Source organism: Paracoccus aminovorans (assembly GCF_900005615.1).
GTDB classification, from domain to species: Bacteria; Pseudomonadota; Alphaproteobacteria; order Rhodobacterales; family Rhodobacteraceae; genus Paracoccus; species Paracoccus aminovorans.
The window spans coordinates 659,818-674,358 of record NZ_LN832562.1 but is presented as its reverse complement, the minus strand read 5'-3'; the positions used below and the strand labels follow the sequence as shown (position 1 = coordinate 674,358).

The following is a 14,541-nucleotide window of genomic DNA, read 5'->3' as shown; positions in this document are numbered from 1 at the left end:
ATGACCGCGCCCGCCAGAACCTCGGTTCCAGCCGCCCGCGGTCCCATGGCCGAAGCCTGGGACATCTTTCGCCGCAGCCCCTCGGCCATGCTGGGCCTGGCGCTGCTGATCCTGGTCATGGCAATGACCTTCGCCGGACCCCATCTCTACCAGGTCGATCCGTTCGAGATCGTCTGGGCGCCGCTGACGCCGCCCGGCGAAGAGGCGACGATCCCGCTGGGCACCGACAACCTGGGCCGCGACATCCTGGCCGGGCTGATCGCGGGCGGCAGCGCCACACTGGCCGTGGGTTTTGCCGCAGCGCTGATCACCATGCTGATCGGGGTGCTGATCGGCGCCTATGCCGGTTTCTACGGCGGCTGGGTGGACGACATGCTGATGCGCGTGACCGAGTTCTTCCAGGTGTTGCCACCCTTGCTGTTCGCCATGGTCGTGGTGACGCTGTTCCAGCCGACGCTGGTGAACGTGGCGCTGGCCATCGGCATCGTCAGCTGGCCGCAGACCGCGCGCCTGACCCGGTCCGAGTTCCGCCGCATCCGCACGCTGGAATATGTCAGCGCCATGCGCGCCATCGGCGCCGGCGACGGCAACATCATCTGGCGCGTCATCCTGCCCAATGCCCTGCCGCCGCTGATCGTCTCGGCCACGCTGACCATCGGCATGGCGATCCTGTTCGAGGCCGGGCTCAGCTTCCTGGGCCTCTCGGACCCGAACCTCATGTCCTGGGGGCTGATGATCGGTTCGGGCCGGGAATACCTGCTGGACGCATGGTGGGTGGTGACACTGCCAGGGGCGATGATCTTCCTGACCGTGCTGGGCGTCAGCCTGGTCGGCGACGGGCTGAACGACGCCTTCAACCCCCGGATGAGGGAGCGCTGAGCCATGACCACCGAACCCGTTCTGGACATCCGCAACCTCAAGGTCGATTTCGCCACCCGGCGCGGCGTGGCCCATGTGCTGGACGACGTGTCCTTCAGCGTCGCCCCGGGCGAGCTGCTGGCCATCGTCGGCGAATCCGGCTGCGGCAAGAGCATGACTGCACTGTCGGTGCTGGGCCTGATCCCCTCGCCCCCCGGCAAGGTGGTCGGCGGCAGCATCCTGTTCCAGGGCCGCGATCTGACCAAGCTGCGCCAGTCCGAGATGCGCAAAATCCGCGGCGGCGACATCGCCATGATCTTCCAGGAGCCGATGACCTCGCTCAATCCGGTCTTCACCTGCGGCGAGCAGATCGCCGAGGCGGTGCGCCTGCACCAGAAGGTCAGCCCCCGGGCCGCCTTCGCCCGCGCCGTGGACATGCTGCGCGCCGTCGGCATCCCCGAGCCGGAACTGCGCGCCCGCGCCTATCCGCACCAGCTTTCCGGCGGCATGCGCCAGCGGGTGATGATCGCCATGGCGCTGTCCTGCGAGCCGAAGCTGCTGATCGCGGACGAGCCGACCACGGCGCTGGACGTGACCGTGCAGGCGCAGATCTTCGGCCTGCTGGACGAGTTGCGGCAAAAGACCGGCACCGCCATCATCCTGATCACCCATGACATGGGCGCGGTGGCGGAAATGGCCGACAAGGTCGCGGTCATGTATGCCGGCCGCGTCATCGAGCGCGGGTCGGCCGACGCCGTGCTGGACAATCCCGGCCATCCCTATACGCGCGGCTTGCTGGCCAGCATCCCGCGCGTCGACGCCGACCCGGATGCCGACCTGCCCGAGATCCCCGGCATCGTGCCGGCGCTGACCGACCTCGGCCGCGGCTGCGCCTTCGCGCCGCGCTGCCCGCTGGCCGTCGATGCCTGCCACGCCGCCCAGCCCCGCCACGTCGCCATGTCGCAAGGCCACTCGGCCGCCTGCATCCAGCTTGAACCCAGCGAGGTCCCCGCATGACCCAGCTTCTTTCCGTCAGCGACCTCAAGGTGCATTTCCCGACCGCGAACGGCGGCACGGTCCATGCGGTCGACGGCGTCAACTTCGACATCCGGCGCGGCCAGACGCTGGGCATCGTCGGCGAGTCCGGCTCGGGCAAGACCACCACGGCGCTGGCCGTGATGCGGCTTGCCCCGATCACCGGCGGCGAGATCGACCTGGACGGCACCCCCATCAGTCGCATCGAGGGCGAGGAACTGCGCCGCGCCCGGCCGCGCTTCCAGATGGTGTTCCAGGACCCGTTTTCGTCGCTGAACCCGCGCGACCGGGTCGGGCGGATCATCCGCCAGCCCATGGACCTGCTGAGCTTGGGCGAGCCCTCGGGCCGCGACGAGCGGGTCGAGGAGCTGCTGACCCAGGTGGGCCTGCGGCCCGAGCTGAAGTCGCTTTACCCGCATCAGTTTTCCGGCGGGCAGCGGCAGCGGATCGGGCTGGCGCGGGCCTTGGCCACCAAGCCCGACCTGATCGTCTTCGACGAGCCGGTCTCGGCGCTGGACGTGGCGGTGCAGGCGCAGGTGCTGAACCTGATCCGCCGCTTGCAGCGCGAGACCGGGCTGACCTATCTGTTCATCAGCCACGACCTGGGCGTCGTGCGCCACATCTGCGACGAGATCGCGGTGATGTATCTGGGCCAGATCGTGGAAAAGGCGCCGGCGGCGCAGATCTTCGCCGCGCCGCGCCATCCCTATACCCAGGCTCTGATCGCCGCGGCCCCCTCGCTCGCGCCCGAGCATCGGCGGCGGGGCGGCGGGGCGCGATTGCAGGGCGACCCGCCCAGCCCGGTCAACCTGCCGAAAGGCTGCCGCTTCGCCTCGCGCTGCCCGATCGCGGTCGAGGACTGTCGGCAGCGGATGCCGGTCCTGCGCGAAATCGCCGCCGGGCAGGCGGTCGCCTGCCATCTGGCCTGACGACCGGCCAGGGAAAGGGGCCTGCCGGCAAGGGCAGGCCCGCTTTCGTCACTTCGAGACCGCGCCGGCGAGACGCGGATCGCCGTCCAGGTCCTCGTCTCCGTCCGTCATATCGTCGCGGAACGGGCGGTCGGGGCGGATCAACAGCGCGCAGGCCGCGCCCACCAGCAGCAGGACCAGCGAGGCCGCGAAGGGCAGGTCCCAGCGCCCGGTCAGGTCGATGATCAGCCCGAAGACGATGGGCGAGATCATCCCGGCCAGCCCGAAGCCGAAGTTCATGAAGCCGCTGGCGGTGCCGGAATATTGCGGCGCGATGTCCATCGGCGTGGCCCAGATCGGCGCCACGATCAGTTCGGCGAAGAAGAAGGCCGCGCTGAGGCTGATCGCCACCGTCACCAGGTCGGTCGAGAACATCACCGGCAGCATACAGGCGAAGGCGCCGAGGAAGCCCAGGATGATGACGCTGATCCGCGCCAGGGCGACATTGCCGGTGCGGCGCAGGATGCCGTCGCTGAGCCAGCCGCCCGTCAGGTCGCCCACCACCCCGGCCAGAAAGACACCGGCCGCGAAGATGGCGGATTTCTTCAGGTCCAGCTCGTGCTGGTGCAGGAAATAGGACGGGATCCAGTTCAGGAACAGCCACAGGGTCCAGCCGTAGCAGAAATCGGTGATCGTCACCGGCAGCATGCGCTTGAGCAGCCGGCCCCAGGGCAGGGTCTTGCGCTCGCCCACGATCTTCTGGTCGGGCAGGGTCTCCAGCTCTTCGGGGGTGATGCCCTTGTGGCTGCGCGGGTCGTCGCGGAAATACCACCACCACAGCGCCACCCACAGGAAGCTGATCAGGCCGACGATGACGAAGGCATGCCGCCAGGACAGCGCGATGACCAGAAAGGCGATCAGCGGCGGGGTCAGCGCGTTGCCGAAGCGGGCGAAGGCATGGGTGATGCCCTGCGCGAAGCCGCGCTTCTCGGCCGGCATCCAGTTCGACAGCGCCCGGGTGGCGGTCGGGAAGGCCGAGCCTTCGCCCATGCCCAGGAGCACGCGCGCGATGATCAGCGAGACCGCGCCCTCGACGAAGCCGATCATCACCGTCGCGGCCGACCAGACCGTGCCGCAGATGATCAGCGTCTTGTGCGGCCCCAGCCGGTCGCCCAGGCGGCCGCCCAGGATCTGGAACAGCGCATAGGGATAGGCGAAAGCGGAAAACGCCAGCCCGAGCTCGAAATTCGACAGGCCCAGTTCGGCCTGCATGGCGGGGGCAGCGGTGCTGATGTTCACCCGGTCGATATAGGTGACCAGATACATCAGGCAGATGACGAACAGAACGCGGTCCGTCGTCCTGAAGCGGGTAAGCCTTAGCATGTCTCCTCCCTGGATTATGCTGGATGTGGTGGCACGTCCGTCTGCGGCCCGTGGCGCGGTCCTCTGTTGAAGCCCCGTCCTCCTCCGACGGGTCTTCGGGCTTTCGGCGCCGGGCCGTATTCTTGGGAAATGAGGTCTCCTTCCTGCCCCTTGGGCGCTATTGCGTCAGCTGCGCCAGCTTCAGGCGCTGGATCTTGCCCGAGGGGCCCTTGGGCAGCTCGGCCATCAGGTGGATCACCTCGGGCGACTTGAACTTTCCCAGCCGCTGCTCGCAGATCGAGATCAGCTCGGGCGGCTGCAGCGCCGAGCCGGGGCGCAGGGTGACGGCCGCCTCGACCCGCTCGCCGTAGCGGGCGCATTTGCGGGCAAAGGCCGCGGCCTCGATCACGTCGGGATGGGTATAGAGCGCCTCGTCGATCTCGCGCGGGGCGATGTTCTCGCCGCCCTTGATGATCAGCTCCTTCAGGCGGCCGGTGACGAAGACGTAGCCTTCTTCGTCCATCCGCCCCAGGTCGCCGGTGCGCAGCCAGCCGTCCGCGGTCAGCGCGGCGGCGGTCGCGTCCGGGTCGCCCAGATAGCCGCGCATGACATTGGCGCCGCGCACGGCGATCTCGCCCTCGGCTCCGGGCGGCAGCGGGCGCAGGTCGGGCGACAGGATCGCGACCTGGTTGCCCACCGCCCGGCCGGGCGAGCCGATCTTGCGCTGGCCCGGCGGCAGCGGGTTCGACAGGATCTGCGCCGCGGTCTCGGTCAGGCCCATGGTCTCGACGATGGGAATGCCGAAGCGGCGCTCGAAGCCCGACTGCACCTCGGGCGCCAGCGCCGCCGAGGCCGAGCGGCCGAAGCGCAGCCGCGTCCGGGCGTCGGGCGACGGCTCGGCCTCGCCATGCAGCAGATGCGAGATGATCGTCGGCACGACCGAGAACCAGCTGGCCCCGTGCCGTTCGCAGCTGGTCCAGAACTGGCTGGCCGAGAAGCGCTCGCAAACCACCACCGAGCCTCCCGACAGCAGCGGCGCCAGGATGGTCACGCAAAGCCCGTTGATGTGATAGATCGGCAGCACGCAGATCGCCCGGTCCTCGGGGCAGAGCTCATGCGCCAGCGCGGTGGTCCAGCCGCCGGCCAGCAGGCTGGCATGGCTGTGCAGCACGCCCTTGGGCCGGCCGGTGGTGCCCGAGGTATACATCAGCAGCGCGTCGTGCCCCGCGCCATGCGGATGCGGCGCAGCCGGTTCGCAGCCGGCGGGCCAGCGGAAGCCGTCACCGGCCTCGATCACCACAGGCTCGGCGGGATGGGCGGCCAGCGCGCTGTCCAGCAGCTCGCGCTGGCCCGGATCCAGCAGCAGCGCCCGGGCGCCGGAATGCGACAGCGCATAGCCGACCGCCTCGGCCCCAGCGACCAGGTTGATCATCGTGGCGCGAAAGCCGCCGTAGAGCACGCCGAACAGGCCCAGCACCGCATTGCGGCCATTGGGCATCATCAGCGCTACGCTGTCGCCGCAGGACAGCCCCAGCCCGGCCAGGTGTCCGGCGATGCGGGCGGCCTCGCCCTGCAGCTCGCGCCAGGTCAGCACCCCGCCGTCGCCGGGGAAGATGTGGCTGGTGGCGTCGCCCCGCTCGGCGGCGCGAATGTCGAGCCAGTCGCGGACGGTGCCTTGCGGCGGGTGGTGCGGGTCCAGCCTCATTGCCCGACCTCCTGCCAGTAGTCGCCGAAGATCTCGTCCAGCGCCGGCTCGCGCGGCGGGATCGGCCGCACGACACGGGTGCGCTGCATGAAATGCCGCCAGTTCAGGTTGGCGTCGATGGAATTGCCACCCCAGCTGCCGCAGCCCATCGACAGCGAGAAGGGCAGCCCGTTGTCGAAGGCGCCGCCGGTGGCGAAGCAATGCGCCTGGTTGACGATGACCCGGCAGACCGGCAATTCGCGGCCCAGCCAGATCGGGCGGCCGGTGTCGCGCGAATGCAGCCCGACCGAATGACCCGCGCCCTGATGCAGCAGGATGCGCCGCGCCAGCTCGGCCGCATGGCCGAAATCGCGGGCGCGGTAGAGCGCGGCGATGCGGCTGAGCTTTTCGCCCGACAGCGGATGGTCGGGGCCGATGCCCTCGGTCTCGACCGCGATCAGCCGGGTGCCGGGCGGCACCTTGCCGGCCAGTCCCAGCTTGCCGATCATCACCTCGGCATCCTGGGCGATGATCTCGCGGTTCATGTGCCCGTCCTGCCAGAGCCGGGCGACGATCCCCGGCGCCTCGGACGGCGGCAGCACCGCGCCGCCCTCGGCCGCCAGCGCGGCCAGGAAGGCGTCGTAGACCGCATCGACCACGATCAGCGCGTTTTCCGACGAACAGGAGGTGGCGTTGTCGAAGGTCTTCGAGGCGGCGATCTTGCCTGCCGCCGCCGCCAGGTCGGCGGTTTCGTCCACGATCACCGCGACATTGCCGGCGCCGACGCCGATGGCGGGGGTGCCGCTTTCATAGGCGCGCCGCACGTTGTCCTGGCTGCCGGTCACCACCACCAGGTCGGCGCTCTCCAGCAGGCGCTGGGTCTTGGCCTTGCTGCCCTGGCCCGGCAGCATCTGCACCAGGTCGCGGTCCTCGCCGATGCGGTCGAATTCGGCATGGATGAAGCCCAGCAGCGTCTCGCAGCAGGCCACGCCCTTGGGCGAGGGCGACAGCAGGATGGCATTGCCGCATTTCAGCGCGTTGATGATGTTGTTCGCCGGCGTCGCCGCCGGGTTGGTCGAGGGCACGACCGCGCCGATCACGCCGATGGGCCGGGCGATCTCGGTGATGCCGGTCTCGGGATCGTCGGACAGGATGCCATGCGTGGCCGCGCCGCGGATGTCGCGCAGCAGGCCCAGAGTCTTGCGGTGGTTCTTGACGATCTTGTCGGCGACATTGCCAAGCCCGGTGCTGCGGACCGCCAGTTCGGCCAGTTGCCGGTTGCGCTCGGGCTGCATGATGGCCCAGCCGGCGGCCAGGGCCGCGCGGTCATAGCGGCGCTGGCTGCCCCCGGCCTCGTATCCGGCCTGCGCGCGCCGCGCCCGCGCCATCGCCGCGTCGACGGAAAGAATATCGTTCGAGATGTTCATGCCTGTCACTTGCTCCCTGGCCCCGGCGGCCGCCCGCCGGGAAGGTGAATAGGTCGGCAGCCCGGAGACCCGGGTTTCGCCATGTCTGCAATGTCGGTCTGGCACGGCTGCTTCTGCGCCGTGATCTTCGACCCTAGGCGATGAAAACAGTCTTGCAATTGTTTTCATCGAACATGATAATTGATGAAAATATCATCGGAAAATCCAATGATTAAGCCAGATATTGTTTTCGTCGCCAATCTTGCAGGCGTTTCACCGGCCACGGTGTCGCGGGTGATGAACCACCCCGATATGGTGCAACCGGCGACTCGCCGGAAGGTCGAACTGGCGATCGAGAAGTCCGGCTATATCCGCAACCGCGCCGCGCAGGCCATGCATGGCAAGCGCAGCGCCACCATCGGTCTGGTGGTGCCGACCGTCGCCAACACCATTTTCGCCGAGGTGGTCCAGGCCTTCAACGACACTGTCAGCGCGCAGGGCTTTACCCTGCTGCTGGCCTCGCACGGCTATGACCTGGAAGCCGAATACCGGCTGGTCCGCAAGCTGCTGGAGCATCGCGTCGATGCGCTGGCCGTGGTCGGGCTGGACCACAGCGCCGGCACCTTCCGGCTGATGGCCGAGCAGCGCGTGCCGCTGCTGGCGCTGTGGAACTATCTGCCGGATTCGGCGCTGCCCTGCATCGGGGTGGACAACCGCGAGGCGGGGCGGATGGCGGCCGAGCATCTGATCGCGCTGGGGCATCGCCGCATCGGCATGGTCTTTCCCGCCACCTTCGACAACGACCGGGCGCGGGACCGCAAGACGGCGGCGACGGCGGCGTTCCGCGCTGCCGGGATCGAATTGCAGGACCGCTGGCAGGTCGAGGTGCCCTACAGCATCGCCCAGGCCAAGGCCGCCTGCCTGGAACTGCTGGCCGGCGAGGACCGGCCGAGCGCGCTGCTTTGCGCCAATGACGTGATCGCCCAGGGGGCGATCTATGCGGCGGCGCGGCTGGGGATCGCGGTTCCTGCCAGCCTGTCGGTGATCGGGATCGGCGATTTCGCCGGCTCGGCGCAGATGGAGCCGGCGCTGACCACGGTGCGGATCCCGGCGCGGAAACTGGGCGCCACGGCGGGGCAGGAGATCGTCGCCATGATCGGTCGATCCGACCCGGATCACATGATCCGCAGCCGCGTCGAGCTGGAGCTGATCATGCGGGCCAGCACCGGCATCGCCGCCGAGATGATCCGGCCCTGACGGCCGGGGCGGGGCCGGATCACATCAGTTCGGCCAGTTCCTCGGCCGCCGCGCGCAGGTCGGGCAGGTATTTCATCCCCTCGGCCAGGGTCAGCCGCTGCACCGGCGCGTGAAAGGACACCGTGGCGATCAGCTGCCCGGAACGGTCCAGCACCGGCACGGCCATGGCGATCATTCCCGGCACGAATTCCCCGGTATCGCTGGAATATCCTTGCTGCCGGATCTGGCGCAACTCTTCGCGCAGCCGGTCCGGGTCGGTAAGGGTCTGCGCCGTATAGGCCCGCAGCTCGGCGCGTTTCAGATAGCGTCCCAGCTTGCCGTCGTCGATCTGCGACAGGGCCATCTTGCCCGCCGACGTGGCGTGCAGCGGCACGCGCGAGCCGACGTGAAGCTGGATGCGCAGCGGCCATTGCGTCTCGACCCGGTCGATATAGAGCATCGCATCGCCGTCCGGGATCGACAGGTTGCAGGTCTCGCCCAGGCGCTGGTTCAGCCGAATCAGCACGTCGCGCTGCGGCAGGTCCTGGTGCCAGAAGCGGATGACGCCCTGCATCATCTGCCGCAGTTTCGGCCCCGGCTGATAGCTGCGCCCGTCGATATGGCGGATCAGGAAGCCCTCGGCTTCCAGATTGCCGACCAGCCGGTGGATGGTCGGCACCGGCAGGTTCAGCGAGGCATTGATCTCGGTCGCGGTCAGGGGCCGCCCCTCGCTGGCAAGAACCTCGAGAATCTGCAGATTCCGGTAGCTTGGCGGCAGGGAGGACTTGTCCTGAAGGCTCGTCATGATCGGTTCTTCCGTCGTTTCCAGGTCCGACTCTACATGGTTGCCGGGGCGGCTCCAACTGCCCGCTGCGCAGCATGAATTCTCAAAAATGAGAGATAGACTCCCAAAAATACTTTGACATGGCTTGGCTGCATGAGGCAACCTCCGCTCACCGGCAAAAGGAGGGTTTGCCGGGAACAGCTGAACAATCGAACAATGCTGCAGCATCAGGGAGGATGTCATGGCGGTAACAACCGCTGGCGCCAACACGGTTGGCGCCCGGGAAAACGACGTCAAGAAGGTCGTATTCGCAAGCCTCGTGGGATCGACCATCGAATGGTACGATTTCTTTCTTTACGGCGTCGTCGCCGGTATCGTCTTCAACAAGCTGTATTTTCCGGCGGACGATCCGACGATTTCGGTGCTGCTGGCCTATGCAACCTTCGCGGTGGGCTTCGTGGCCCGGCCGCTTGGCGGCGTCATCTTCGGCCATTTCGGCGACCGCATCGGCCGCAAGACCATGCTGGTCATCACGCTGTTGCTGATGGGCGGCGCGACCGTGCTGATCGGCCTCTTGCCGACCTACGACCAGATCGGCATCCTGGCGCCGATCCTGCTTTTGCTGCTGCGCGTGGCGCAGGGCATCGGCATCGGCGGCGAATGGGGCGGGGCGGTGCTGATGGCCTATGAATTCGCGCCCGAGAACAAGCGCGGCTTCTATGCCTCGATCCCGCAGATCGGCCTGTCGCTGGGCCTGTTCATGGCCTCGGGCGTAATGGCGCTGCTGACCATGATGCCGGACGAGGCCTTCATGGCCTGGGGCTGGCGCGCGGCCTTCGTCGCCTCGATCATCCTGGTCGTGTTGGGCACCTGGATCCGCAGCAACATCGGCGAAAGCCCCGAGTTCAAGAAGGCCAAGGCGGAATCGCGGGCCAAGGACCAGGGCCTGCCCTTCGTGGACATGCTGAAACGCTATCCGGCCAATGTCATGCTGGGCATGGGCGCGCGCTATATCGACGGCGTGTTCTTCAACGTCTTCGCGGTGTTCTCGATCCTCTACCTGACGAAATACGTCGGGCTGGAGCGGACCTTCGCGCTGTGGACGGTCTGCGGCGCCGCCATCGTCATGGTGGTCTGCATCCCGTTCTTCGGCCGGCTTTCGGACCGGATCGGGCGGCCGCGCACCTATGCCATCGGCTCGCTTCTGCTGGCGCTGAGCGTGTTTCCGGCCTTCGCGCTGATGTCCACCGGCGATCCGCTGCTGGTGATCCTGGGGATCGCGCTGCCCTTCGGCATCGTCTACCCGATGTGCTACGGCCCCGAGGCGGCGCTGTTCGCGGACCTGTTCGACCCCAGCGTGCGCTATACCGGCGTGTCCTTCGTCTATCAGTTCTCGGGCATCTTCGCCTCGGGGATCACGCCGATGATCGCGACGGCGCTGATGGCCGCGAACGACAACGACCCGTTCTGGCTGTGCGCCTATGTCGTCTTCGCCGCGCTGGTCTCGTTCGTCTGCGCCGTGCTGATCGGCCGCCGCGAGCGTCGCTGAGCCTTGCCGGGCGGCATGGTCCGCCCGGCCCACCCTTTCCGAACCATGGGCGCGAGCCCGCAAAGGATGCCAATATGAGCCAAGCATCAGACCTAGCGGATTACGTCATCGTCGGCGCCGGATCGGCCGGCTGCGTGGTCGCGAACCATCTTTCCGCCGATCCCGCGATCCGCGTCACCCTGCTGGAAGCCGGCAACCGCGACTCGAGCCCCTGGATCCATATCCCGGTCGGCTATTTCCGCACCATGCACAACCCGGACTTCGACTGGTGCTACGAGACCGAGCCCGATCCCGGTCTGAACGGCCGTTCGCTGCACTGGCCGCGCGGCAAGGTGCTGGGCGGGTCCTCGTCGCTGAACGGGCTGCTCTACGTCCGCGGCCAGCGCGAGGATTACGACCGCTGGGCGCAGATGGGCAACGATGGCTGGTCCTGGCGCGAGGTCGGCCCGCTGTTTCAGGAACTGGAAACCTTCCAGCGCGGCGAGGGCGAGGGGCGCGGCACGCAGGGTCCCCTGCAGGTCTCGGACCCGCGCCTGCGCCGCCGCATCTGCGAATTGTGGATCGAGGCCGCCAAGGCCAACGGCATTCCCTACAACCCCGATTACAACGGCCCGGTGCAGGACGGCGTCGGCCATTTCCAGCTGACCGTGAACAAGGGCCGGCGCTGCTCCTCGGCGGCCGCCTTCCTGAAGCCGATCCGCCATCGGCAGAACCTGGACGTGGTCACCAAGGCCCAGGTGCGCCGCGTGGTGATCGAGGACGGCCGCGCCACCGGGGTCGAGATCCGGCGCCCCGATGGCAGCCGTCAGGTGATCCGCGCCGCGCGCGAAGTGATCCTCTGCGCCGGCGCCATCGGTTCGCCGCAGATCCTGATGCTCTCGGGCGTGGGCGATGCGGCGCATCTGAGCGACCACGGCATCGCGGTTGCCCATGACGCGCCCGAGGTCGGCCGCAACCTGCAGGACCATCTGCAGGCCCGGCTGGTGTTCAAATGCCGTGAGGCGACGCTGAACGACGAGGTGCGCAGCCTGATGAACAAGGCCAGGATCGGGCTGGAATACGCGCTGTTCCGCACCGGCCCGATGACCATGGCGGCCAGCCTGGTCTTCGGCTTCCTGCGGACCCGGCCCGGCCTCGCCACGCCCGACATCCAGTTCCACATCCAGCCCTGGTCCGCCGACAGCCCGGGCGAGGGGGTGCATCCCTTTTCGGCCTTCACGCAGTCGGTCTGCCAGCTGCGGCCGGAAAGCCGCGGCACCATCACGCTGCGTTCGGCCGATCCGCTGGTCGCGCCGCTGATCGAGCCGAACTACCTTGCCACCCAGACTGACCGCGACACGCTGGTCGCCGGCATCGAGATCGCCCGCAAGTTCGCGCGCACCGAGCCGCTGAAATCCGCCATCTCCGAGGAGTTCCGGCCGACCGCCGACGTGCAGGGCTATGACGAGGTGCTGGACTGGGCGCGGATAAACTCGACCACGATCTACCACCCGACCGGCACCTGCCGCATGGGCACGGACGAGCGCGCCGTGGTCGACTCGCGCTTGCGGGTCCGCGGTATCCGGGGCCTGCGGGTGGCCGATTGCTCGATCATGCCCGAGATCGTCTCGGGCAACACCAATGCGCCCGCGATGATGATCGGCGCCAAGCTGGCGCGGATGGTCCTTGACGACCGTCGTGCCGAAGGCGGCGCGGGACCCCGCGCCGGTATCGACAAAGCTGCCTGAAGGAAAAGGAAACAGCCATGAGAATGACGACCGAGGAAGCCTTTATCAAGGTTCTGCAGCTGCATGGGATCGAGCATGCTTTCGGGATCATCGGCTCTGCGATGATGCCGGTATCGGATCTTTTCCCGAAGGCGGGGATCACGTTCTGGGACACGGCGCATGAGACGAACGCCGGTCTGATGGCGGACGGGTTCACGCGTTCGACGGGCAAGATGTCGATGGCGATCGCGCAGAACGGCCCCGGGGTGACCGGCTTCGTGACGCCGGTGAAGACCGCCTACTGGAACCACACGCCCTTGCTTCTGGTGACGCCGCAGGCGGCGAACAAGACCATCGGCCAGGGCGGGTTCCAGGAGATGGAGCAGATGCGCATGTTCGCCGATTGCGTGTGTTATCAAGAGGAAGTGCGCGATCCTTCGCGCATTCCCGAGGTCCTGAACCGGGTGATCATGCAGGCCTGGCGCAACTCGGCGCCGGCGCAGATGAACATCCCGCGCGACATGTGGACCCAGGTGATCGACGTCGACCTGCCGCAGGTGGTGCGCTTCGAGCGCCCGGCCGGCGGCGAGCAGGCGGTGGCCGAGGCGGCGAAGTTGCTCAGCGAGGCGCAGTTCCCGGTGATCCTGTCGGGCGCCGGCGTGGTGCTGGGGGGCGCGATCCCGGACCTGGCGAAGCTGGCCGAGCGGCTGGATGCGCCGGTGGCCTCGAACTACCAGCACAACGACAGCTTCCCGGGCAGCCACCCGCTGGCGGTGGGGCCCTTGGGCTACAATGGCAGCAAGGCGGCGATGGAGCTGATCGCCAAGGCCGACGTGGTGCTGGCGCTGGGGACGCGGCTCAACCCGTTCTCGACCCTGCCGGGCTACGGCATCGACTATTGGCCGAAGGAGGCGAAGATCATCCAGGTCGACATCAACGCCGACCGGATCGGGCTGACCAAGAAGGTGACGGTGGGCATCCAGGGCGACGCCGGCAAGGTGGCGCGCGCGATCCTGGCGCAGCTGGCCCCCGGCGCGGGCGACGCCGGCCGGCAGGAGCGCCGCGACCTGATCGCGACCACCAAGTCCCGCTGGGCGCAGGAACTGTCGAGCCTGGACCACGAGGACGACGATCCGGGCACGGTCTGGAACGAGGAGGCGCGCCAGCGCGACGCCGGTCTGATGAGCCCGCGCCAGGCCTGGCGGGCGATCATGCAGGCGGTGCCGGCGGATGCGATCGTCAGCTCGGACATCGGCAACAACTGCGCCATCGGCAACGCCTATCCCAGCTTCGAGGCGGGTCGGAAATACCTGGCGCCGGGCCTGTTCGGTCCCTGCGGCTACGGCTTCCCGGCGATCCTGGGCGCCAAGATCGGCAATCCGGACGTGCCGGTGATCGGCTTTGCCGGCGACGGCGCCTTCGGCATCTCGATGAACGAGATGGTGTCGGTGGGGCGCAAGGACTGGCCGGCGGTGACGATGGTGATCTTCCGCAACTACCAGTGGGGCGCGGAAAAGCGCAACACGACGCTGTGGTACGCCAACAACTTCGTCGGCACCGAGCTGGACCGCGGCACGACCTATGCCGGCATCGCCAAGGCCTGCGGCGTCGAGGGCGTGCAGGTGTCGAGCGCCGAGGAGCTGACGGCGGCGCTGCACGATGCGGTCGAGCGGCAGATGAAGGAGGGCAGGACCACCTTCATCGAGGTGCTGCTGAACCAGGAGCTGGGCGAGCCCTTCCGGCGCGACGCGATGAAGAAGCCGGTGCCGGTGGCGGGCGTCGACAAGGCCGACATGCGCCCGCAGCAGGGCGCCTGAGCGCCGCGGGCGGCGGCGGGGCAAGGCGTGCCCCGGATGCCGCCGCCCCGGTCCGGCCCCGGTCCGGCCCCGGTCCGGCCCCGGATCTGGCCCGGCGGCGACGCCTGGCCCGGACGGCGGGTCCCGATCCCGGGTCGCGATCCCGGACCTGGCCCCGGCCGCCCGGCGGCGACGCCCGGCCGCGGATGGCTGACGC

At 68.3% G+C, this 14,541-nt stretch carries 11 protein-coding genes; 7 read left to right on the top strand and 4 right to left on the bottom strand.

What is annotated here, in order from left to right:
- The 3 genes from JCM7685_RS19115 to JCM7685_RS19105 are packed head-to-tail and all read left to right on the top strand — an operon-like array spanning window position 1 to window position 2,822.
- Window positions 1–879 carry an ABC transporter permease gene (locus JCM7685_RS19115; RefSeq protein WP_408634332.1) on the top strand — a complete coding sequence of 293 codons (879 nt, stop codon included), beginning with the start codon at window positions 1–3 and terminating at the stop codon, window positions 877–879.
- A 3-nt stretch (window positions 880–882) separates the two neighbouring features.
- Complete coding sequence (locus JCM7685_RS19110) at window positions 883–1,875, top strand: ABC transporter ATP-binding protein (RefSeq protein WP_074970536.1); 993 nt, start codon at window positions 883–885, stop codon at window positions 1,873–1,875.
- Entirely contained in the window at window positions 1,872–2,822 is a 951-nt protein-coding gene (locus JCM7685_RS19105) for an ABC transporter ATP-binding protein (RefSeq protein WP_074970534.1), read from the top strand. The genes JCM7685_RS19110 and JCM7685_RS19105 overlap by 4 nt, the downstream gene beginning before the upstream one ends.
- 48 nt (window positions 2,823–2,870) lie before the next feature.
- Here the strand turns inward: JCM7685_RS19105 and JCM7685_RS19100 are convergent, their stop codons facing one another.
- The 3 genes from JCM7685_RS19100 to sauS form a co-directional block, all read right to left on the bottom strand.
- Window positions 2,871–4,184, bottom strand: coding sequence for an MFS transporter (locus tag JCM7685_RS19100; RefSeq protein WP_074970533.1), 1,314 nt, complete (start codon window positions 4,182–4,184; stop codon window positions 2,871–2,873).
- A gap of 157 nt (window positions 4,185–4,341) precedes the next feature.
- Window positions 4,342–5,868 carry an AMP-binding protein gene (locus JCM7685_RS19095; protein WP_074970531.1) on the bottom strand — a complete coding sequence of 509 codons (1,527 nt, stop codon included), beginning with the start codon at window positions 5,866–5,868 and terminating at the stop codon, window positions 4,342–4,344.
- A complete protein-coding gene (gene sauS / locus JCM7685_RS19090; protein WP_074970529.1) occupies window positions 5,865–7,274 on the bottom strand; it encodes an acylating sulfoacetaldehyde dehydrogenase in 1,410 nt (469 codons plus the stop codon). The genes JCM7685_RS19095 and sauS overlap by 4 nt, the downstream gene beginning before the upstream one ends.
- A 207-nt stretch (window positions 7,275–7,481) precedes the next feature.
- Between sauS and JCM7685_RS19085 the strand changes: the two genes are divergently transcribed.
- The gene (locus tag JCM7685_RS19085; RefSeq protein ID WP_074970527.1) at window positions 7,482–8,510 is read left to right on the top strand and encodes a LacI family DNA-binding transcriptional regulator; all 1,029 of its coding nucleotides are present in this window, start codon (window positions 7,482–7,484) and stop codon (window positions 8,508–8,510) included.
- Between the two features lie 19 nt (window positions 8,511–8,529).
- Here the strand turns inward: JCM7685_RS19085 and JCM7685_RS19080 are convergent, their stop codons facing one another.
- Entirely contained in the window at window positions 8,530–9,294 is a 765-nt protein-coding gene (locus JCM7685_RS19080) for an IclR family transcriptional regulator (RefSeq protein ID WP_074970525.1), read from the bottom strand.
- Window positions 9,295–9,514: 220 nt separating this feature from the next.
- Here JCM7685_RS19080 and JCM7685_RS19075 point away from each other — a divergent pair, with 220 nt between their 5' ends.
- From JCM7685_RS19075 to xsc, 3 genes are all read left to right on the top strand, one after another.
- Complete coding sequence (locus tag JCM7685_RS19075) at window positions 9,515–10,822, top strand: MFS transporter (RefSeq protein WP_074970523.1); 1,308 nt, start codon at window positions 9,515–9,517, stop codon at window positions 10,820–10,822.
- 74 nt (window positions 10,823–10,896) lie between these two features.
- Entirely contained in the window at window positions 10,897–12,549 is a 1,653-nt protein-coding gene (locus JCM7685_RS19070) for a GMC family oxidoreductase (protein WP_074970521.1), read from the top strand.
- A 17-nt stretch (window positions 12,550–12,566) separates the two neighbouring features.
- A complete protein-coding gene (xsc, locus tag JCM7685_RS19065; protein ID WP_074967959.1) occupies window positions 12,567–14,345 on the top strand; it encodes a sulfoacetaldehyde acetyltransferase in 1,779 nt (592 codons plus the stop codon).
- Window positions 14,346–14,541: the final 196 nt, after the last annotated feature.